Source organism: Candidatus Zixiibacteriota bacterium (assembly GCA_029860345.1).
In the GTDB taxonomy this organism is placed as follows: Bacteria; Zixibacteria; MSB-5A5; order GN15; family FEB-12; genus JAJRTA01.
Genome location: JAOUBJ010000006.1, coordinates 113,322 through 132,403 on the forward strand (window position 1 = coordinate 113,322; position 19,082 = coordinate 132,403).

At 54.8% G+C, this 19,082-nt stretch carries 20 protein-coding genes; 15 read left to right on the top strand and 5 right to left on the bottom strand.

Going from position 1 to position 19,082, the window contains the following annotated elements; translation table 11 throughout:
* From OEV49_08115 to OEV49_08170, 12 genes are all read left to right on the top strand, one after another.
* Entirely contained in the window at nt 1–1,086 is a 1,086-nt protein-coding gene (locus OEV49_08115; GenBank protein ID MDH3891037.1) for a Xaa-Pro peptidase family protein, read from the top strand.
* Nucleotides 1,087–1,177: 91 nt separating this feature from the next.
* On the top strand, nt 1,178–1,678 hold the full coding sequence (gene accB, locus OEV49_08120) for an acetyl-CoA carboxylase biotin carboxyl carrier protein (GenBank protein ID MDH3891038.1): 501 nt from the start codon (nt 1,178–1,180) through the stop codon (nt 1,676–1,678).
* Nucleotides 1,679–1,708: 30 nt separating this feature from the next.
* A complete protein-coding gene (locus tag OEV49_08125; GenBank protein MDH3891039.1) occupies nt 1,709–2,869 on the top strand; it encodes a PilT/PilU family type 4a pilus ATPase in 1,161 nt (386 codons plus the stop codon).
* Between the two features lie 354 nt (nt 2,870–3,223).
* Nucleotides 3,224–4,705: an acetyl-CoA carboxylase biotin carboxylase subunit gene (gene accC / locus OEV49_08130; GenBank protein MDH3891040.1), complete on the top strand. Its 1,482-nt coding sequence runs from the start codon at nt 3,224–3,226 to the stop codon at nt 4,703–4,705.
* A 13-nt stretch (nt 4,706–4,718) separates the two neighbouring features.
* Nucleotides 4,719–5,099: a glycine cleavage system protein GcvH gene (gene gcvH / locus OEV49_08135; GenBank protein ID MDH3891041.1), complete on the top strand. Its 381-nt coding sequence runs from the start codon at nt 4,719–4,721 to the stop codon at nt 5,097–5,099.
* A gap of 51 nt (nt 5,100–5,150) precedes the next feature.
* On the top strand, nt 5,151–6,506 hold the full coding sequence (gene gcvPA / locus OEV49_08140; protein MDH3891042.1) for an aminomethyl-transferring glycine dehydrogenase subunit GcvPA: 1,356 nt from the start codon (nt 5,151–5,153) through the stop codon (nt 6,504–6,506).
* A 22-nt stretch (nt 6,507–6,528) separates the two neighbouring features.
* On the top strand, nt 6,529–6,834 hold the full coding sequence (locus OEV49_08145; GenBank protein MDH3891043.1) for a hypothetical protein: 306 nt from the start codon (nt 6,529–6,531) through the stop codon (nt 6,832–6,834).
* On the top strand, nt 6,835–7,221 hold the full coding sequence (locus OEV49_08150; protein ID MDH3891044.1) for a hypothetical protein: 387 nt from the start codon (nt 6,835–6,837) through the stop codon (nt 7,219–7,221).
* Between the two features lie 28 nt (nt 7,222–7,249).
* Nucleotides 7,250–7,438: a hypothetical protein gene (locus OEV49_08155; protein ID MDH3891045.1), complete on the top strand. Its 189-nt coding sequence runs from the start codon at nt 7,250–7,252 to the stop codon at nt 7,436–7,438.
* 12 nt (nt 7,439–7,450) lie between these two features.
* Nucleotides 7,451–8,131: a tetratricopeptide repeat protein gene (locus OEV49_08160; GenBank protein ID MDH3891046.1), complete on the top strand. Its 681-nt coding sequence runs from the start codon at nt 7,451–7,453 to the stop codon at nt 8,129–8,131.
* Between the two features lie 32 nt (nt 8,132–8,163).
* Complete coding sequence (gcvPB, locus tag OEV49_08165; protein MDH3891047.1) at nt 8,164–9,615, top strand: aminomethyl-transferring glycine dehydrogenase subunit GcvPB; 1,452 nt, start codon at nt 8,164–8,166, stop codon at nt 9,613–9,615.
* A gap of 464 nt (nt 9,616–10,079) precedes the next feature.
* Entirely contained in the window at nt 10,080–10,547 is a 468-nt protein-coding gene (locus OEV49_08170) for a hypothetical protein (GenBank protein MDH3891048.1), read from the top strand.
* Between the two features lie 138 nt (nt 10,548–10,685).
* Here the strand turns inward: OEV49_08170 and OEV49_08175 are convergent, their stop codons facing one another.
* The 3 genes from OEV49_08175 to OEV49_08185 all read right to left on the bottom strand — a co-directional run bounded on the left by OEV49_08175 (nt 10,686) and on the right by OEV49_08185 (nt 13,006).
* Nucleotides 10,686–11,219 (bottom strand): hypothetical protein, encoded by a 534-nt coding sequence (locus OEV49_08175; protein ID MDH3891049.1) that lies wholly within the window; start codon nt 11,217–11,219, stop codon nt 10,686–10,688.
* Nucleotides 11,220–11,357: 138 nt separating this feature from the next.
* The gene (locus OEV49_08180) at nt 11,358–12,140 is read right to left on the bottom strand and encodes a hypothetical protein (protein ID MDH3891050.1); all 783 of its coding nucleotides are present in this window, start codon (nt 12,138–12,140) and stop codon (nt 11,358–11,360) included.
* Nucleotides 12,141–12,418: 278 nt separating this feature from the next.
* Nucleotides 12,419–13,006 (bottom strand): hypothetical protein, encoded by a 588-nt coding sequence (locus OEV49_08185; GenBank protein ID MDH3891051.1) that lies wholly within the window; start codon nt 13,004–13,006, stop codon nt 12,419–12,421.
* Nucleotides 13,007–13,308: 302 nt separating this feature from the next.
* Between OEV49_08185 and OEV49_08190 the strand changes: the two genes are divergently transcribed.
* Genes OEV49_08190 through OEV49_08200 form a run of 3 tightly spaced genes read left to right on the top strand, consistent with a single transcriptional unit; the run spans nt 13,309 to nt 16,692 of the window.
* Nucleotides 13,309–14,028 (top strand): succinate dehydrogenase cytochrome b subunit, encoded by a 720-nt coding sequence (locus tag OEV49_08190; GenBank protein ID MDH3891052.1) that lies wholly within the window; start codon nt 13,309–13,311, stop codon nt 14,026–14,028.
* Nucleotide 14,029: 1 nt separating this feature from the next.
* Nucleotides 14,030–15,943, top strand: coding sequence for a fumarate reductase/succinate dehydrogenase flavoprotein subunit (locus OEV49_08195; GenBank protein ID MDH3891053.1), 1,914 nt, complete (start codon nt 14,030–14,032; stop codon nt 15,941–15,943).
* On the top strand, nt 15,943–16,692 hold the full coding sequence (locus OEV49_08200; GenBank protein ID MDH3891054.1) for a succinate dehydrogenase/fumarate reductase iron-sulfur subunit: 750 nt from the start codon (nt 15,943–15,945) through the stop codon (nt 16,690–16,692). Before OEV49_08195 ends, OEV49_08200 begins: the two co-directional genes overlap by 1 nt.
* Nucleotides 16,693–17,070: 378 nt before the next feature.
* Here the strand turns inward: OEV49_08200 and OEV49_08205 are convergent, their stop codons facing one another.
* On the bottom strand, nt 17,071–17,946 hold the full coding sequence (locus tag OEV49_08205; GenBank protein MDH3891055.1) for a hypothetical protein: 876 nt from the start codon (nt 17,944–17,946) through the stop codon (nt 17,071–17,073).
* Nucleotides 17,947–18,073: 127 nt separating this feature from the next.
* Nucleotides 18,074–18,571: a heme-binding domain-containing protein gene (locus OEV49_08210; protein ID MDH3891056.1), complete on the bottom strand. Its 498-nt coding sequence runs from the start codon at nt 18,569–18,571 to the stop codon at nt 18,074–18,076.
* Between the last annotated feature and the right edge of the window lie 511 nt (nt 18,572–19,082).

Consider the following 19,082-nt stretch of genomic DNA (forward strand, 5'->3'; position numbering starts at 1 on the left):
ATGTCACAAAAGCGAATCGCCGCGCTCAGAAAACAATTCATGAAAGAAAACCTCGACGGCATGGTTGTTACACGCCTCGATCACGTATTCTACCTGTGTGGCTATACCGGCTCCAACGGCCTTTTGGTCGTCACCAACAAAACCGCGACTTTCCTGACCGATTTTCGCTATACCGACCAGGCCAAGAAAGAAGTCCGCGGCGCGAAAGTTCATGTAATGTCCAAAGGCGACCTGGTGGCTTGTCTGCCTGAGTTTACACATTTGATGAAGAAGAACCTGAAACTTGGCGTGTCGGGTGAACATCTTTCGGTTTCGGGACAAGCTAAGCTGGCCTCTGCCCTTCCCAACTCGCTGATCGTATCGGCCGACTCCGTTTTGGCCGAGCTGGGCTGGGTCAAGGATGCTCATGAAATCAAACAGATCGCCAAAGCAGCCCAGATCGGCGATGTCGCTTGGGGGCGGGTACTCGGGTTGCTGAAACCGGGTGTGCGAGAACGTGAGATTGCAGCCGAGCTTGAGTATCAAATGAAAATGCTCGGCTCGACCAAACCGGCCTTTGACAGCATTGTCGCCTCCGGCTACCGCTCGGCCATGCCGCACGGAGAAGCATCGGACAAGAAGATCGCCAAGGGTGATTTCGTGACTTTTGATTTTGGCGCCGTCGTCAACCGATATGTGTCGGATATGACTCGGACGGTCGTGGTCGGTAAAGCGACTGCTCGCCAGAAAAAGATCTACAATATTGTGCTTAAGGCACAGAAGGCGGGTGTTGCCAAAATCAAGGCCGGGGTCAAAGCGCAAGCAATCGACGAGGCTTGCCGTAAGATCATCACCCGGGCCGGCTACGGTAAAGAGTTCGGGCACGGCACCGGACACGGCATCGGAGTTTACTTTGACCCGATCCACTCAGGGCCCCGCCTGTCCACGATTTCTGATGATAAGTTAAAGGTCAACAACGTGATAACGGTCGAGCCCGGCATCTATATCTCCGGCTGGGGGGGCGTGCGAATTGAAGATGACGTGGTAGTGACCCGCACCGGCGGTCGGGTGCTGACCGAGTCGCCAAAATACTTGTTGGAACTGTAGGGGCTTGAGATTATACTCTTTTGTCAGAGTAAGCAAAAAGAACTGTGGCTAAGTCCGCCCGACCGGGGCGGTTTGGTTGCTGAGGTGTTGGATGAACACAAGTTTTATTAAGAAGCTCATCAAATTGGTCGAAGAATCTGATATAGGTTCGCTCGAAGTCTCCAGTTGGGGGCGACGGGTAAAGATAGTGCACAAACTTGGGCACACCGACAACGGACATAGCGGCGAAACAGTTGTCCTCGCAAGCAGCCCGCCGCCCGCTCCGGCTCCGGTCGCAGCGCCGCCCCCAGTGGCGGCACCGGCACCGATTGAGGCAGCGGCCCCCCCGGCGCCGGCTGAGGACACCGGCAAATATGTCGAGGTCAAATCGCCTATGGTCGGCACCTTTTATGCCGCACCAGCGCCGGATGCTTCGTCTTATGTCTCGTTGAATGAAAAAATCGGTGTTGGCCAGGTCGTGTGCATCGTAGAGGCCATGAAACTGATGAATGAGATCGAGTCCGAAGTTTCGGGAAGAGTTGTCAAGATATTGGTCGAGAACGCTCAACCGGTAGAGTTTGGGCAGGCCATGTTTCTGATCGATCCCGAATAGCGGTCGCCGGTCGCCGGAAGGGACGCCAGTATGAATCTCAAACAGATGCTGGTCGAGATGCTGAACCGTAAAGCATCCGACCTTCATATCAGGGTGGGCAACCGACCGCATTTGCGGGTCAACGGAAAACTGGAACAGATCGCCACCGATCCGGTGACAATTGATCTTATGGACCAGATCGTGTCACAGATTCTGAACGAAAAACAGTTGGAGCGTTTCAACCGCAAGCGTGAAATGGACCTGGCCCTCTCGGTGGCCAAACTGGGACGTTTCCGGATAAACCTGTTTCGTCAGCGCGGCACCTCGGGCGTGGCCATTCGCGCCGTAAACACTCAGGTACCCGGATTCGAAGAACTCAACCTGCCCCCGGTCATAAAAAAACTGGCCGCCGAACAACGCGGGCTGATAGTCCTCACCGGCACCACCGGTTCCGGCAAGTCGACCACCCTGGCTTCCATGATCGAGCACATGAATTCAAATCGTAATTGCAATATCCTCACTGTCGAAGACCCGATAGAGTATATCTACCGCGATAAGAAATCGATAATCGGTCAACGCGAAGTGGGCGGCGACACCGACACTTTCGCCTCGGCCTTGCGTCATGCTTTCCGTCAGGACCCGGATGTGATTCTAATCGGTGAGGTGCGTGATCTGGAGACCATGTCAATCGCGCTTACCGCCGCCGACACCGGTCACCTGGTTCTGACCTCGCTGCATACACTCAATGTGGTGGAGACAGTGACGCGTATCATATCGTTCTTCCCGCCCCATCAACACCAGCAGATTCGCCTCCTGCTCGGTGGTACGCTCAAGTCTATCGTTTGCCAGAGACTGCTTGCCCGATCCGACATGCCGGGCCGGGTACCGGCTTTGGAAATCCTGATCAACACCGGCGCCATCCGCGAGTGCATTCTTGATCCGGAGAAAACCTCCGACTTTCCCGAACTGATGGAGCAAGGCGGCGTCCAGTATGGCATGCAGACTTTCGATCAGTCTATCATGGGTCTTTATAAACAAGGGATGATCTCGTTCGAAGAAGCGATGATACAGGCTACTAACCCGGACGATTTCGACCTACGTGTCCGTGGCGTCACCGGTACGTCCGACCGTTGGGGAAGCGACGATCAGCAGGACGCCCCCGCCGAGGAGTCTTCATCCACCGATCTCGGCGGAGAATTCACTAAGTACTAGTCGCGCATATAGCGTGCAAAGTTGCGGCAGGTCTTGTCCCGCTCTGGCGGGATGTGACCTGCCGCTTTCGTTTGGCTTTTCCAGGGGGGCGGGTCCGTCTTCGCCTGCGCGCCGCGGCGTGAACCCGCCAAAACGTCAGGTCTTCAAGATAAGAGAGACCCGACCTGCAGCGACCACCGCCCCAAACAGGGTTTGAGACGGCCACCCGACGTTTGTTGTTATGTAAGCAGCTTTGTTGGGCGGGTCCTCCGCGCCTTAATTCTAGTTGTACCAAACCCCACTTTAGCGTATATTGATAAACTGTATAATGGCAGGGATTGTCCTGCCGTGACTGTTAATGGAGAGTGTTTTAGTTTGTTTGATAAAGTCCTGATAGCCAATCGCGGCGAAATCGCCCTGCGGGTAATCCGCGCCTGTCGCGAACTGGGTCTGACTACCGTGGCCGTCTATTCGGAAGCTGATCGGGATGCTCTGCATGTTCGATTTGCCGATGAAGATGTCTGTATCGGCCCGGCCCCACCCAATTTGTCCTATCTTGATACAAGGCAGATTATTGCCGCGGCTGAAGTAACCAACGCCGGCGCGATCCATCCCGGTTATGGGTTCTTAGCGGAAAACGCTGACTTCGCCGACATCTGCGAGTCCTGCGGCATCGTGTTTATCGGTCCCACCGCCGACCAAATCCGCAAGATGGGTGACAAAATCGCCGCCAAAGAACTGATGAAAAAAGCCGGTGTCCCAGTCACGCCGGGTTCCGATGGTGTGGTTGGGACTTTTCAGGTGGCCCGCGAAGTGGCCAGGGAAATCGGCTACCCGGTCATGCTCAAAGCGGTGGCCGGAGGCGGTGGCAAGGGGATGCGCATGTGTCGCGACGATGCCGAACTGGAACGCGGTTTTCATATAGCATCTACCGAAGCGGCCAACTCGTTCAGCAACCCCGACCTCTATCTTGAGAAACTTATCCTGAGTCCGCATCATGTAGAGATTCAGGTCATCGGCGACACCCACGGCAATTACTTCCATTTCGGTGAACGTGACTGCTCGGTACAGCGTCGTCACCAGAAACTGATCGAAGAAACACCCTCCCCGCTAATGACGCCCGAGTTGCGCACCAAGATGGGCGAGGCGGCGGTCAATGGGGCCAAGAGAGTTGGGTATCGCGGCGTTGGGACGATTGAGTTCCTGGTTGATGCTGATCGCAATTTCTATTTCATGGAAATGAACACCCGGATACAGGTGGAGCATCCGGTAACCGAAGAAGCGTATGAGATCGACCTGGTCATGGACCAAATTCGGGTAGCCATGGGTGAAGAGTTGAAATATAAGCCGGAAGAACTACAGCCCAAGTGGGCCGTTATCGAGTGTCGAATCAATGCCGAGGACGTCGAGAAGTCCTTCCGGCCTACGCCGGGCACGATTGTCGGCCTGCACATACCGGGCGGTCCGGGTGTGCGCGTCGATCGGGCCGTGTACACTACATACAAAATCCCCCCCTACTACGATTCCATGATCGCCAAGCTGATTTGCAAAGGACGTGACCGGCAGCAGGCATTGATCCGAATGAAGAACGCGCTGAAAGAATTTATTATTGAAGGTCTCCCGACCACGATCCCGTTTCATCAACAGGTGATCGACCATCCGGACTTCGCCAGCGGGAATTACAATCTGGATTTTGTTGAAAAGATGATGACAACTCAAAAAGCAACTCCACCGGCCAAACTGACATTGCAGCGATCCGGTGAGGGCGACGAGAGTAAGACCGAAGACAAGACTAAAGACAAGGATGTCGAACCGGTGGCCGAAACGGCGACCTCAACCGGCGAGGACTCAAGCTAACACGGAGGACAGAGTGAACATCCCGGCCGATCTTAAATATACCAATGAGCATGAGTGGCTCCGCACGGAAGACAAAACAGCTACCATCGGCATCACCGACTGGGCGCAAAGTGAATTGGGCGACATCGTCTTTATCGAACTCCCGGAAGTCGGCAGCACCATCGGCAAGGCGCAACCGTTTGGAACTATCGAAGCGGTCAAGGCGGTGTCGGAGCTTTTTGCACCGGTGACGGGAACGGTGGTCCAGATCAACAGTGCCCTTGAGGATGATCCGATGGCTATCAATCGTGATGCCTATGGCGACGGCTGGATGATCAAAGTGGAATTGTCGAAACCGACCGAGCTGGATCAATTGCTGGACGCAGGAGGTTACCAGAGTATCATCGACGGGTGAACCGGATTGATATGATGCTCCCAATTCAATAGGAATCCGCCTCGACCGAATATGCCTTACGTACCGAACAGTGACGACGACCGTCGCACCATGCTCAAAGAGATCGGCGTCGACCGCATCGAAGAGTTACTCACCGATATTCCAGCCAAGCTGCGGCTGAATCGCCCCCTCGACATCCCGGCCGCCTCCGAACTGGAACTGCTCAACCAGATCCATACAATGGCCGCTCAGAAGGTCACCACGTTGGCCTGTTTTGCAGGCGGCGGGGTGTATGATCACTTTATACCCTCAGCGGTTGCCACAATCATTTCGCGGCCGGAGTTCATGACGGCCTACACTCCCTATCAGCCCGAAGTAGCCCAGGGCACGTTGCAGGTCATGTATGAATTCCAGACACACATTTGTCGATTGACCGGGATGGATGTGGCCAATGGTTCCATGTACGACGGCGCCACGGCCGCCGCCGAAGCTGCCGCCATGGCCTGCCGGGCGACACGTCGAAATCGGGTAGTGGTTTCGGAAACAGTCAACCCCCTGTATCGCCAGGTGCTTCAGACCTATCTATCGGGACGCGATACGCAATTGGTAACAGCGCCCATGGCGTCCGGCCTCACCGACACAGACAGACTGGCCGAGATAGTTGACGACGAGACTGCTTGCGTAATAGTCGGGCAGCCGAACTTCTTCGGCCGGCTTGAAGACCTGACCGGCATGGCTGAAACCGTTCACACCGTCGGCGGAAAACTGGTGGCATGCGTCGATCCAATCGCCCAGGCAATCCTGAAAACCCCGGCCGATTGCGGCGCCGATATCGTCGTCGGCGAGGGGCAACCACTGGGCATACCAATGTCGTTCGGCGGACCGCTGCTCGGATTCTTTGCCACCCGCAAAGAGCTGATCAGGTCGCTACCGGGCAGAGTAGTTGCGCGCACGACCGATGTCGATGGACGGGACGGGTTCGTGCTGACCCTGCAAACAAGAGAGCAACACATACGACGAGAAAAAGCAACCTCCAATATCTGCACCAACCAGGCGTTGTGTGCCGCAGCCGCTGCCGTATACATGTCATTGCTGGGCAAGTCCGGGCTCAAGCAGGCGGCCCTGCTGTCGGCCGAGAGAGCTCAGACGGTAGCGCAACGTTTGGCTGAATTGGACGGATTCGAGCTATGGTTCGATGGACCTTTCGTGCGCGAAGTTGCCATCAAGACGCCGCTACCGGCCGCACGGATAATCCAGGAGTTGGTCACGCGAAATATCCTGCCGGGAATCGATGCCGGTCGATGGTATCCGGGTATGGAAAACTGTTTGATTCTTGCCACTACCGAAAAACGCACCGAACCGGAGATTGATCGCCTGGTCAGTGAAATGGGAAAGCTCGCCTCAAGTCATGTTGTGTCCCGAATGTAAAGTAGAGATTGCGGACGGCCAGGTGAATTGCTCAATCTGCGGCTGGGAACATGCCAAAGAGACGGAGCAGGAGTGGGTGGTACTGGGTACCATTGAAGATCGCCCCTTTGCCGATCTCGCTCGCGAGACGTTGAAGTCATTGGATATCCCGGCCGTTGTCGTCTCCCGCGCAGGTTTTTTTGGGAACATTGGTTTGCCGCTCAATTCTGTTTTCGATGGCGGTAAACTTGGCGTCTTCGAGATTTCGGTGCCGCAGTCATTCGTCAGGGAAGCAGCCGACACCCTGGACATGACGCTCGGCGACAAATGGCGAAGGGAAGGTGTCTAAGTGCCGTTTTGCCCCAAGTGCAAATATGTGTTTCAGAACGGTATCGGAATCTGCCCGGACTGTGACGAACCGCTGGTGGAACATTCGCTCACCGGTAAAGGCGCGGCAATGATGCCCGACGACAGTTGGATGGTGGTCGGAGGAGTTGTCAATCACGACCAAACACGGGTGGCAAAAGGCTCGCTCGACTCATCCAATATCCCGTCGATGGTACTGCCTTCGAAGTTCGCCGTCTTCGGAACCGAAAACCCACAACCGCCCATTGATCCTAACGGCCCGGATGATGGAAGCCTGATTATGGTGCCACGGGAGTTTCACGATGAAGCCCTGGCCATTCTCGAAGCGGTTCTGGGGGATGAACTGTACGGCGAGCAAGCTGATGAATAAACGACACTTGATATAACAAGGAGTTATTATGCGACATGTTTCCATCGTCTTGCTTCTGACGGCTCTGATAATAATGGCGGTCGCCTGCGGTCAACAGGAGGTTGAGACCACCAATGTTATGTCTTCGCCAACTGTTTACTCCAGCATAGAAGAAGCCAAAGCGGCGGTGGGCGAGTCCGGCCGACCGATTGTCGTCGATTTCTATACCGAGTGGTGACCGGGCTGCAAGATGATCGACACGGTCGTGTTGAGAGATTCTGCTGCTATTAAGTTCTTTAATAATGAAATGGCTTTCGTGAGAATAAACGCCGAAGAGGATACTATCCTTGCCCAGGAGTACCGCATCTCCGGTTACCCCACTATCGTGATGCTGGGTGCCGACGGTAAGGAAGTTGATCGGCTGATCGGCTATATCCCCCCGGTACCGTTTGTCCAGAAGTTTCGTGATTACGCTAACGGGATCGGTACGCTTGAGGACCTGCTGAATCGGGCCGCCGCCAAAACCGACCGTGCGCTTTTCATGGAGATTGGCATGAAGTATAAGTATCGGGGCGGCACCGAGGATGCCACCTACTGGTACACCCGGGCGCTTGAGGAAGGGGATGCACTCGACAGCTTGTCGGGTGAGTGCCGGATCGCCCTGGCCGACATGCACCGGCGCGCCAAAAACTACGACAAGGCGCTGGCCGACTATGCTCAAATCACAGCGGACTTCGGTGACCTGCCCGCCGGTACCGACGCCGAGATATGGACAGCCATCATATATCGAAAAACGGGTGACACAGCCAAGGCGGTGGCCCAGTTCGAAGCATTCATAGAGAACCACCCAAATCATGGTGATGCCGAATACTGCAGGCAACAGATCGTGAAATTGACGACACCGGCTGAGGAGGATGATCAGTCACACTAAGTTTGGGACCAAGCCTGTAAGACAAGACTGTTATGAAACATCGAACTCTGATATATGAGAAGTCCGCTCCCGGACGCAAAGGCTACACACTTCCCAGGTGTCAAAAAAGCGAAACCGATATCCTCGCCGCTATCCCGGCTGAGTTACGACGTGGCGACGATGCCGCGTTACCTGAAGTAACCGAGGGTGAGGCCATGCGTCACTTTGTCGAACTTTCGATCAAGAATCATCATATCGACAAAGGGTTCTATCCGCTGGGGTCCTGCACGATGAAGTACAACCCCAAGCTAAACGATGCGGCGGCATCAATGCCCGGTTTTGCCAACCATCACCCCCTCTCTCCCTGCAGTACCGCGCCGGGAATCCTGCATCTCATGTGGGACTTAGCCGCCTGTCTCTCGGAGATTTCAGGGCTGCCCTCAATGTCCTTGCAACCGGTAGCCGGTGCCCACGGTGAGTTTGCCGGGCTGCTCGTCATGCGAGAGTATCACAAGGGTAAGGGTGAACAACGGCATCGGATTATCATACCCGATTCTGCGCATGGTACCAACCCGGCCTCGGTCACCACGGTCGGCTACACGGCGCTGCCCATAGCGTCCAACGAACAGGGCGTGGTGTCACCCGAAGCGGTGGCCGAAGTGATGGATGAAACAGTGGCCGGAATGATGCTGACCAACCCCAACACGCTGGGGATTTTCGAAAAGCATGTTGAACAAATCGCCGAGATCGTACACGCCAAAGGTGGCCTGATGTACATGGACGGCGCCAACTTGAATGCCAACATGGGTATCTTCCGACCCGGCGATGTCGGTTTTGACCTCATGCATTTCAACCTGCACAAAACCTTCTCCACACCGCATGGTGGCGGCGGGCCCGGCGCCGGCGCTCTGGGCGCCACGGCGGAGCTTGACCGATTCCAGCCGCTGCCGGTGTTGGACAAGGACAAAGACGGCGGCCTGTTTTTCAACTATGACCGACCGGACTCTATCGGTCGCTTACACAGTTTCTACGGAAATTTCGGCAACATGGTGCGGGCCTACGCATACATCCGCACCCTGGGCGGTGAAGGACTCAAGCGGGTCAGCGAAGTGGCCGTGCTCAACGCCAACTATCTCAAAGCACTCTTGCGCGATGACTTCGAGATTCCATTCGATGGACCCTGCATGCATGAGTTTGTCGCCTCGGGCAGCCGTCAGAAAAAGCTGGGCGTGCGGACGCACGATATGTCAAAACGTATGCTCGATTTCGGCATTCATTCCCCCACCAATTACTTCCCGCTGATCGTGCCCGAAGCACTCATGATCGAACCGACCGAAACCGAGAGCAAAGAGACGCTTGATGAGTTTGCTCGCATCATGAAACAGATCGCGCGCGAAGTCCAGGAGAATCCCGACCTGGTCAAAACCGCGCCGCACGATACTCCTGTCCGTCGTCTTGACGAAGTACACGCCGCCCGCACCTTGGATGTGTGCTATAAGGGGTGAGGGGGAATAAACACGTTGTTGATAGCACAATGAGTATGACCCGCCACGCTCTTGTCGGACCCTGTCACAAAGCGTCACATTTACTACATCTCCCAGCCTAACAGTCCAAAAAAAGACATCCTAATCTATTGACAATTCTGCCCAGCGATCTTTCTTATGTTTTTATACGTAGAATGTGCCGGACCGTTATTCCATAGGGGTTACCCAAGTGCTCGACGTGTGCAAACTTATTATCACAATCTTGAGTGCTCTGCTTGTATTGCATGAATTGATAAAAAGGCGCTCAAGGAAGTATAAGCAGAATGAGTACAAGGAGTACCGGGAGGACATGGAGGACAAACACACGAAACTTACAGATCAAACAGATTGGCCAAACCAGTACTTCATCCCCATAATATTCCTTATGCTATTGTTACTGACAGTCCTACTCGTTTACGACTATTTCCGGTGAAAGGTGGTTAGTGGTGATTATTCAGGTTTACAGACTGGCAATTGTGGGGCTCCTTGTGGTAGGGGCTTATGATCTATTCACGTCATTTGTCGGGGCAGTTTCACTCTTCAATTTGAGCGGTGAATCGCCACTATATTTCTGGGGGTTGCCGGCAGCCATTGGGATAGGAGCGTTTTCCCTTAACCTGATCACTCAGGCAATCTGGGACAAGCGTCAAGGTATGCGCGGTATAATGCTGGTGTGGGGAGCTTTCCTGATCTACGATTACTATACATCCTACCTTGGGCTGGCCAACATCGTCAGAGGTGGAGAACCATGGAAGATGAACCTCGCAAGCATTGAAACAGTTATCCAGGTGCTGTCCTTGGAACAGGTAGCTGCGATTACTATCATCGCGCTGATTGTCGTTGTCAGTCCGATGACCGCTTTTGTCGTGATCAGGAGACTGAGCGAATTGCAGAGAAAGAACGATGACACCTGACAAGCTGATTGGATACGCCCATGAAGCCTGCTTACCGGCCTGCCGCCGCACGAAATACGAAGATAGATTCCCGCTTTCGCGGGAATGACAGAGGGGCGCAGGAATGACACCCCGCGCTACGCGGGGTTTCTTGCACCGCTACCCCGCGCTCGGCCTGACGAACTCCTTAAGCTTCTCCTCCGATACTTTGTGGAACGAATACTTGTATCCGTAATACAAAGCCAGCCCGTAGAACAAAATATCGAGCGGGCTGAAAGTGTCAATCAGCAACTCCATAGTGATCTGAAGATCGAGATGTGAGATAACTTCGGATACCTGAACACCTTCTTCTTTCGCGATGAAGATACAGTAGGTGAGGATGTTGCCGGACAAACAACCGATCAGCGACAGCACCGCCCCGGCAATCCCAAAACTGACATCGACCCCGGCTCCAAATTGACGTATCGCCAAGCCAACCAGGAAACCGATCCCAACTGCCATCCAGGCGATCTGGTATTCGGTAGCATAAGTGACTCCTGCCCAGATCAAAGCGCCAACGGCCGCAGCCGCCAACCCGGCCATCACCCCCATACCAAGGTTCTGGTTGTCGCGCACTTCCTGCATGTACATCTCCAGTTTCATCTGGTCGATTTCGACCGGAACACTCGCCTGCCCGCTTTCTGATGGTTCCATACGATGCATCTCCTAGGATTCGATTTTTCTCTCTGCCCTGCCTGTCGAATCTGGATTTTGGGGGGGTGTGTCGGCGGTCGATTTAGTCCCCCCGCACCGCTGCAATATAGTCGTGGCTGGTTTGGGGTGCAAGAAGAATCAGAGCGAGTCTGTCGTCCGGCCGCCGCTAGTATCCGGCAATGGTTTGGGCATCAGGCGCAACTCGAACTCAACGCCGCCGTTGTGGAAGTCAATCCGCCGGATCGGTAGGTTCCTGGCCGCGGGGTCCACACATTGTTTCGGTGCACCGAGACGGGTGGGAAAGATACTCTCGGTTTCATGGTCAGGTACCGGGTAATAGTCATATAGTTGACTTGACATCGATAGAGTATCTCCTCTTACACCGGAGATACTGTTGTCCGAGCATCGTTCCCAAAAGAAGTAAACGGCCGCCGTAGTGTCGGGGACCAGCTCAACATGCTCGCTTGAGACTATCAGCCGCACCAGCGAGGCCGGTCGTTTGAATCCGAAACAGGCCGGCCTGGTTTCGTCCGGAATAACTTCGGCCAGCGCCACCACGTGCCATACCGATCGGGGACAGTTCTCACGCTGGGCCGGTTCGACCATTTTGGCATTGAAGAACTCCCATGAACAGGAATCCAGAATCTCACCCGGCAGAATGTTGAGAATCTCTATGAACTCGCTTTCGACGCCCACCCGAAAATCGAAGCCGGCCATAAGATTGTTGCCGGGTTCCAGGACAATTTCCAGCGTGTCCATAATCCGACCGGTGTGGATGGTTACACGTTCGATAGAAACCACAAAATTCCGGCTTGAGTCGACCGACGCCGAAGACTCTTGAGTGCTATCTTCGGACAAGACTCTATTGCTGTCCAACTCTTGGGCGGCCGTGCCATCCTGGTGAAAGGCATTCAGTGACAAGAATAGTAGACCAATCAGGCACAAGCCTGTGCCTTGACGGAAACCACATCTTGGCTTGGCAATAATCATATCGACACAAAAAAAGCCCACCGGTTAGGGTGTATTGACAAACCCTGTGCGTCGCCAGGTGCAGCGCGTTGCGGTGGCGGTGCTGTCAGGCGACTCGCCTGACAGCCGACGGGTTTGACGGCAGGTGTCGGGCGGGGTCGCCCAACACCACCCCGCGATCCAGGGGTTTATCAACAAGCCCGGTAGGGTGGGCTTTCAGATTCGGTGGCTTATTTGACCACTTTGAATTTGTACGGTCCACCCCAGCTCGGTGAGGTCGAAACACCCAGCCTGGCCGGTGCTGAGTATAACCACTTACCGCCCGGCGGGAAAAAAGCTGAATCGATTACGATGGTACCGGCCTGAGGCACCATGACGTCGAAAGACAGTTTCTTTTCGGCTTTGTGAGCGGTGTATTTCTTCTTCACCGACAGACCACCAAAACCGAGCGTGTCCGGAAGCTTGCCGTCCCAGTCCGTCTCACGCACAAAGACGCCGTTGAGGTCCCAGACCGACTCATCCTGCCAGCCGTTGTACCCTTTGATGTCCCCGGCTTCATTAAGGCCGTTACCTGAGTCGGCCACATGAACGACATTCTCCAAATCGGGCGAGGTGATCTTGAAGCCCATGGTGAAACCGGTGAAAATGGTGTCGTTTTCGATTACAATGTCCACCGAAACCGGCTGCCCAGCTTTGATCGTGGCTTCACCAGCCGCCCCCGGGCCGGATAGTTTCAGCGTTATGTCGGTGGCCCCGGCTGAGCCAACGGCAACAACCAGTAAAAAGCCAGTGACGACAAGTAGGGTGTTCGTCCGCATATTTCTCTCCTGATGCTTATACATCAACAACTTATTCTCTCGCTTATTCCGTAAGTATCGACAATTTAGCGGCTTAGATTATACCAGCAGAGCCGAAGATTGTCAACCGAATTCTCTTGATAGAGGACTGGATCGGGCTGCGGGACTATCCTTGCCAAATAGACTTTGATTCCTCATTCACTGGTTTCTTATACCCACGATCTGATTCGGCGACCAAATAGAACCCACAAAGTCCGCAAAATCAATTTCTGTTGACATGTTCTTGCAGCCCTGTTTATTACCTCGATAAACTTGGAGAGAGTATGACAACTGCTGCAAAAACACCGGTTTCCCAATCAGTTCGGGGATCGGGTTATTCGTCGATTGGTAAGAAAATCTGGATGGCGGTCACGGGAGTCACGTTTATCGGCTTTGTGGCCGGCCACCTGATTGGTAACCTTCAAATCTTCCTGGGGCAGGAGAAACTAAACGCTTACGCCCTTTTTCTGCACGACTTGGGCAAGCTCCTGTGGATAGTCCGCGGGACGATGGCCCTGTTCTTGGTGATCCACGTTTGGACGGGTGTACGGCTATACCTGCAGAACAAATCGGCCCGACCGATTTCTTACCGGCGCATGGATCCTGTCGAAACCGGCCTGACGTCGAGAACGATGATCTGGTCGGGGCTAGGGATCTTTCTTTATCTGTTGTACCATCTGTTGCACTTCACTTTCATCACGACTAATCCGGAGTATGCCTCGTTGACCGATGCGGCCGGACGCTTTGATGTTTACTCGATGGTCATTCTCGGTTTTCAGAATTATCTGATCTCTATAGTCTACCTGGTGGCTATGTTTGCTTTGGCCTTTCACATCAATCACGCCTTGCCGAGTTTGCTTCAGACTTTCGGATTGACCCGACCATCATGCCGCACCTGCCTGAAGCGGGTTGGTAACATTGCGGCTATCTTGTTCTTTGTTGGTTATGCATCGATGCCGGTAGCCGTCCTGTTGAACCTCATCAGCCTGCCGGGAGGACACTAATATGACACTCGATCCCAAGATTCCCTCCGGCCCGCTGGCAGAAAAGTGGGACAAACACAAATTCGACATGAAGCTGGTCAACCCGGCCAACAAAAGGAAGTACTCTATAATAGTCGTAGGTTCCGGACTGGCCGGCGCCTCGGCTGCGGCTTCGCTGGCTGAGCTTGGTTATAACGTTTCCTGTTTCTGCTATCAGGACAGCCCGCGCCGCGCCCACAGTATCGCCGCCCAGGGTGGGATCAATGCCAGCAAGAACTATCAAAACGACGGTGACAGCACCTACCGTCTTTTCTATGACACCATCAAAGGCGGCGACTTCCGGTCTCGCGAGGCCAACGTCTACCGTCTGGCCGAGGTTTCCGGTAACATCATCGACCAGTGCGTCGCCCAGGGTGTGCCGTTCGCGCGTGACTACGGCGGCTTGCTGGACAACCGCTCGTTCGGCGGGGCGCAGGTATCCCGAACCTTCTATGCCCGCGGTCAGACCGGCCAGCAGCTTCTGTTGGGTGCCTACTCGGCCCTGGTCCGCCAGATCGGCAAGGGTCAGGTAGCTATGTACAACCGCGCCGAGATGCTTGACCTGGTCGTGGCAGACGGACGGGCCCGCGGTATCGTCGTGCGCGACATGGTCTCAGGCGCTGTCAGTTCGCATGCCGCCGATGCTGTCGTGCTGGCCACCGGTGGATACTCAAACGTCTTCTATCTGTCCACCAACGCCAAAGGCTGCAACGTTACCGCTGCCTATCGCGCCTACAAAAAGGGTGCCTTTTTTGCCAATCCCTGTTACACGCAGATTCATCCGACTTGCATCCCGGTAAGCGGCGACTATCAATCAAAGTTGACCCTTATGTCCGAATCATTGCGCAATGACGGACGCATTTGGGTTCCCACAAGCGCCGACGACAAAAGAGCGGCCAACGATATCCCGGAATCGGATCGCGACTACTATCTCGAACGGAAGTATCCCAGTTTCGGTAATCTGGCGCCACGGGACATTTCATCACGCTCGGCTAAAGAAGCGTGCGATGAAGGTCGCGGAATCGGTGAAACCGGTCTGGGTGTCTATCTTGATTTTGCCGATGCTATCGGACGGCTGGGTGAGAATGTTATCCGCGAACGATATGGCAACCTCTTCCACATGTACGAGAAGATCACCGGCGAGAATCCGTACCAGGTTCCGATGCGCATCTACCCCGCGCTGCATTACACAATGGGCGGCTTGTGGGTGGATTACAATCTTGAGAGCAACCTGCCGGGACTGTTCGTGCTGGGTGAAGCCAACTTCTCCGATCACGGCGCCAACCGGCTGGGTGCCTCGGCCTTGATGCAGGGACTGGCCGATGGATACTTCGTGGTACCTTACACGATGGGCAACTGGCTGGCACGGTCGGGAGTGAGTGACGTGAAAGCCGACCATACCGAATTCAAAAAAGCCGAACAGGAAGTATCCGACCGCACCAAGAAACTGCTCGGTGTCAACGGTAAGCGCACGGTCGATTCGTTCCACCGTGAACTGGGCAAAATCATGTGGGAAAACTGCGGCATGGCGCGCAACGATGCCGGCTTGCGAAAAGCAATCGAAGAGATACCCAAACTCCGTGAAGAGTTCTGGCAGAATGTTCTCGTGCCGGGCGACAACAACGAACTGAACCAGTCGCTCGAACGGGCCGGACGGGTGGCGGACTTCTTGGAGTTCGGTGAAGTGGTCTGTCAGGATGCACTTACCCGAACCGAGTCGTGCGGTGGACATTTCCGCGAGGAAAGTCAGACGGCCGAAGGTGAGGCGATGCGCAACGATGCCGAGTTTACGCACGTCACTGCCTGGGAGTATCAGGGAGTCGGCAAAACACCCACCGAGCACAAGGAAACACTGGAATTCGAAAATGTGGAACTGGCCACGAGGAGTTACAAGTAATGAACCTGACTCTCTTGGTTTGGCGGCAGAAGAACGCTTCGGACAAGGGGAAGATGGAGCGTTACGATGCAAGGGACATTAGCACGCACATGTCCTTTCTGGAGATGCTCGATGTGGCCAACGAGGACCTGACCGAAAAAGGCATCGACCCGATCGCCTTCGATCATGATTGTCGTGAAGGTATCTGCGGTATGTGTTCGCTGATGATTAACGGTATCGCGCACGGCCCAGAGCCGGGCACGACTGTTTGTCAGTTGCACATGCGACACTTCAAAGACGGCGACTCGATCTACATAGAACCCTGGCGCGCACGCGCATTTCCCGTGGTCAAGGACTTGATCGTTGACCGCTCAGCTTTTGAACGTATCCAACAGGTGGGTGGATTTGTTTCTATTAACACCGGCGGCACACCCGACGCCAACGCTATCCCGATCTCGAAGGAGAAAGCCGAACTGGCTATGGACGCAGCTTCCTGTATCGGGTGTGGCGCTTGCGTGGCGGCTTGTCCGAACGCATCGGCGATGTTGTTCGTGTCGGCCAAGGTCACGCAGTACGCCAACCTTCCTCAGGGACAGGTTGAGGCATCCGACCGTGTCGAGAAAATGGTAGCGCAGATGGACGCTGAGGGTTTCGGCAACTGCACCAATCATTATGAGTGCGAGGCTGTCTGTCCGAAGGAGATCAACATCCGTTTCATCGGCCAGCTAAACCGCGAGTTCATGAAAGCCAAGACGGGGCTCGGCAGCTAAGCCACGATTCAGGGCGCGCGCAGCGCGAAAGACCCATTTATGGGTGTCATTCCCGCGAAGGCGGGAATCCATCTTCCTAGTGTCACCCTGAGCGCAGTCGAAGGGTGACACGGTCAAGCCGTGGGTGACATAGTACGTGGCGCACGAGGACGTACACCACGCACGAAACAAGACTGGATGCCGGATCAAGTCCGGCATGACCGATAAATCGGTTCCTCGCGCTTCGCGCCCCCTTCGCTTTCCCCCCGCCCAGACACAACTGGCGGGTTCACGGTACGGCGCGCAGGCGAAGACGGATCCGACATGCTCACCGAGAACGAGCACTGGAACCCAAAACTCACTTGATATGAAAGACAGTCGCTACATGCCTGACCCGTGCTATTTGTGCTCGTGATCGGTAGGGTCCACCTCGTCGTTCATCCGCTTAGCCAGGTTTCTGGCTTCGGAAAGCGTAGGGACGTTCCATTTGCGACGTTCATCATCGGTTATCACGGTGGTGTCAATCGGCTCAATCGTCCACACCCCATCGACCGGCTTGCGCTGGGTGCCAAACCATTGCGGTTGGCCAACGTGCCATAGATATCTATCCTTGGCCGCCGCCGCCAGCCAGAGGTAACTGCTCAGTGTAGAATCAAGCTCGGCGGCTTTAAGGGACAACTCATGGGCCAGCAAATAGTGGCTGCTGTCATCCCCGTGCTGAAGTATCAAGGCGGCATTGAAGTGGTCCGAGGCTGAGATGACCTGACCGTCCTTGAGCATTTCCATCACACGCGATCGACGTCGAGCGTCTCGAACATCCATACCCTCCCAACGCTCCAGTTGTCGGTCCGCCTGATCCTCATCACAGAGCCAAGCCAATTCCCGGTTGTTGACCCGAAAGAACTCTTCGGCAGCAGCTTCGCACTTCTTGATGATCTCCTGCCACCGATCATCAGTGTGCAGTGACGTCAGATCGGCGTCCTTTTGGAGCCAGGTCACATCTCGGTAGCCTATGGCTATGGCTGTATCCAGGTAGAGGAAGGCCTGATCCAGACCGTCGGACTGAGCACAACAGCAGGCGGCGTTGTAGAAAGTGAGCGGGTTGCGAGCGCCGATCTCAATGATAGCTCGATAGTGCTCGGCACATTTGTCGAACTCTTTGGCTTGCATGGCCGCGTTGGCCATCTCCAAGAGTTCCAGTTGCTTGTCGGTGGCTGCAGAAACCGCGGCAACGCTGAGCGAGATTAGACAGAACCAGCAGACAAATCGTCGCATTCCAAGACTCCTTTGTTTTCAATGGGTGCGTAGTGCACGAGGACGTACAATACGCACGGAAAGGCGGGTTCACGCCACGGCGCGCGGGCGAAGACGGACCCGCCCTACGAATCACTCGGTCAATCGTTCAGTGATCATGTCCTTCGTGTTCATCAGAATCGTCATCATGCTCACTATCCGCAGAGTCCGGCGGCGGTGCGAACTCTGTAGACCATTGATGGATCAGTGCTTTGTCATCGTCCGATAGCCTAGCCTCGGAGTGCAGCATCAGGTAGCCGGTCATCGGCATCTCACCCTCCTCGACCTCCTCCCATATTTCCTCGCGAGCGTGTGCTTGCTTGTCGGCCGGCAGAGCCTTCCAGGTGGAGAAGTTGAGATGCTCGCGCGCCTCTCCAACATGGTCAGCCACGACCCACGACACCGGCGCTACCACCGAGTACCACGGCCAGACGGTAGTATTGGAATGGCAATCATAGCACGACCGCTGGAAGACCTTCTGTACCTCCGAATTCTCATCGAACTCCCCGGTCACCGGCGGGTTGTCGCGAGTTACGGGGACGAACTGAATCAGGATCAACAAGCCGAATATGCCGAACACTATGAGACTCTTCTTTGATCGTTTCATGTCAAGCGCTCCGCCGTTTCTTGTCAATTGCCTCAGTCACACCGGATACTAATGAATGCCAGTGCGTATGAGCAAGATTTTTCACAGGCAAGGCGACAAGTCGCTTCTTTGTGCGTCGCGGTATAAATCACCTTTGTGCGCTCCGCGCTTTGTAGCCTCAAAGTGGGTGCTCCCAACCTCACCTTGAGCGGAGTCGAAGGGTGAACCTATTGTGCCAATAACCGTCCCAAACCTTGTGTGAGACGGCGAGTGGGTGGCACCCTCAAACCCGGTTTGGGGGTGATCTTCTGCCTAACACGCACCCGTCCCAAACAAAGTTCGAGACGACCACCCAACCGAAGACTGGATTCCAGTTTTGGCGCCGTAATGACAGTTGGGGAAGTCGTCGCACAAAAAAAACAAAAAAGTGTTTGACATCGATTAAGAAATCCATAAATTAGTCGAAACATTCGCCAAATAGAAACGTCAAGTATTGGAATGAAACGCTAATCCGCCGCGAAACTGTTACGAG

What these genes read in the sequence shown, in the direction of transcription:
- OEV49_08115 (MDH3891037.1), top strand. Translation starts at nt 1, where the DNA reads ATGTCACAAAAGCGAATCGCCGCGCTCAGAAAACAATTCATGAAAGAA.
- accB (MDH3891038.1), top strand. Translation starts at nt 1,178, where the DNA reads ATGAACACAAGTTTTATTAAGAAGCTCATCAAATTGGTCGAAGAATCT.
- OEV49_08125 (MDH3891039.1), top strand. Translation starts at nt 1,709, where the DNA reads ATGAATCTCAAACAGATGCTGGTCGAGATGCTGAACCGTAAAGCATCC.
- gcvPA (MDH3891042.1), top strand. Translation starts at nt 5,151, where the DNA reads ATGCCTTACGTACCGAACAGTGACGACGACCGTCGCACCATGCTCAAA.
- OEV49_08155 (MDH3891045.1), top strand. Translation starts at nt 7,250, where the DNA reads ATGCGACATGTTTCCATCGTCTTGCTTCTGACGGCTCTGATAATAATG.
- OEV49_08160 (MDH3891046.1), top strand. Translation starts at nt 7,451, where the DNA reads ATGATCGACACGGTCGTGTTGAGAGATTCTGCTGCTATTAAGTTCTTT.
- gcvPB (MDH3891047.1), top strand. Translation starts at nt 8,164, where the DNA reads ATGAAACATCGAACTCTGATATATGAGAAGTCCGCTCCCGGACGCAAA.
- OEV49_08175 (MDH3891049.1), bottom strand. Translation starts at nt 11,219, where the DNA reads ATGGAACCATCAGAAAGCGGGCAGGCGAGTGTTCCGGTCGAAATCGAC.
- OEV49_08185 (MDH3891051.1), bottom strand. Translation starts at nt 13,006, where the DNA reads ATGCGGACGAACACCCTACTTGTCGTCACTGGCTTTTTACTGGTTGTT.
- OEV49_08190 (MDH3891052.1), top strand. Translation starts at nt 13,309, where the DNA reads ATGACAACTGCTGCAAAAACACCGGTTTCCCAATCAGTTCGGGGATCG.
- OEV49_08195 (MDH3891053.1), top strand. Translation starts at nt 14,030, where the DNA reads ATGACACTCGATCCCAAGATTCCCTCCGGCCCGCTGGCAGAAAAGTGG.
- OEV49_08200 (MDH3891054.1), top strand. Translation starts at nt 15,943, where the DNA reads ATGAACCTGACTCTCTTGGTTTGGCGGCAGAAGAACGCTTCGGACAAG.
- OEV49_08205 (MDH3891055.1), bottom strand. Translation starts at nt 17,946, where the DNA reads ATGCGACGATTTGTCTGCTGGTTCTGTCTAATCTCGCTCAGCGTTGCC.
- OEV49_08210 (MDH3891056.1), bottom strand. Translation starts at nt 18,571, where the DNA reads ATGAAACGATCAAAGAAGAGTCTCATAGTGTTCGGCATATTCGGCTTG.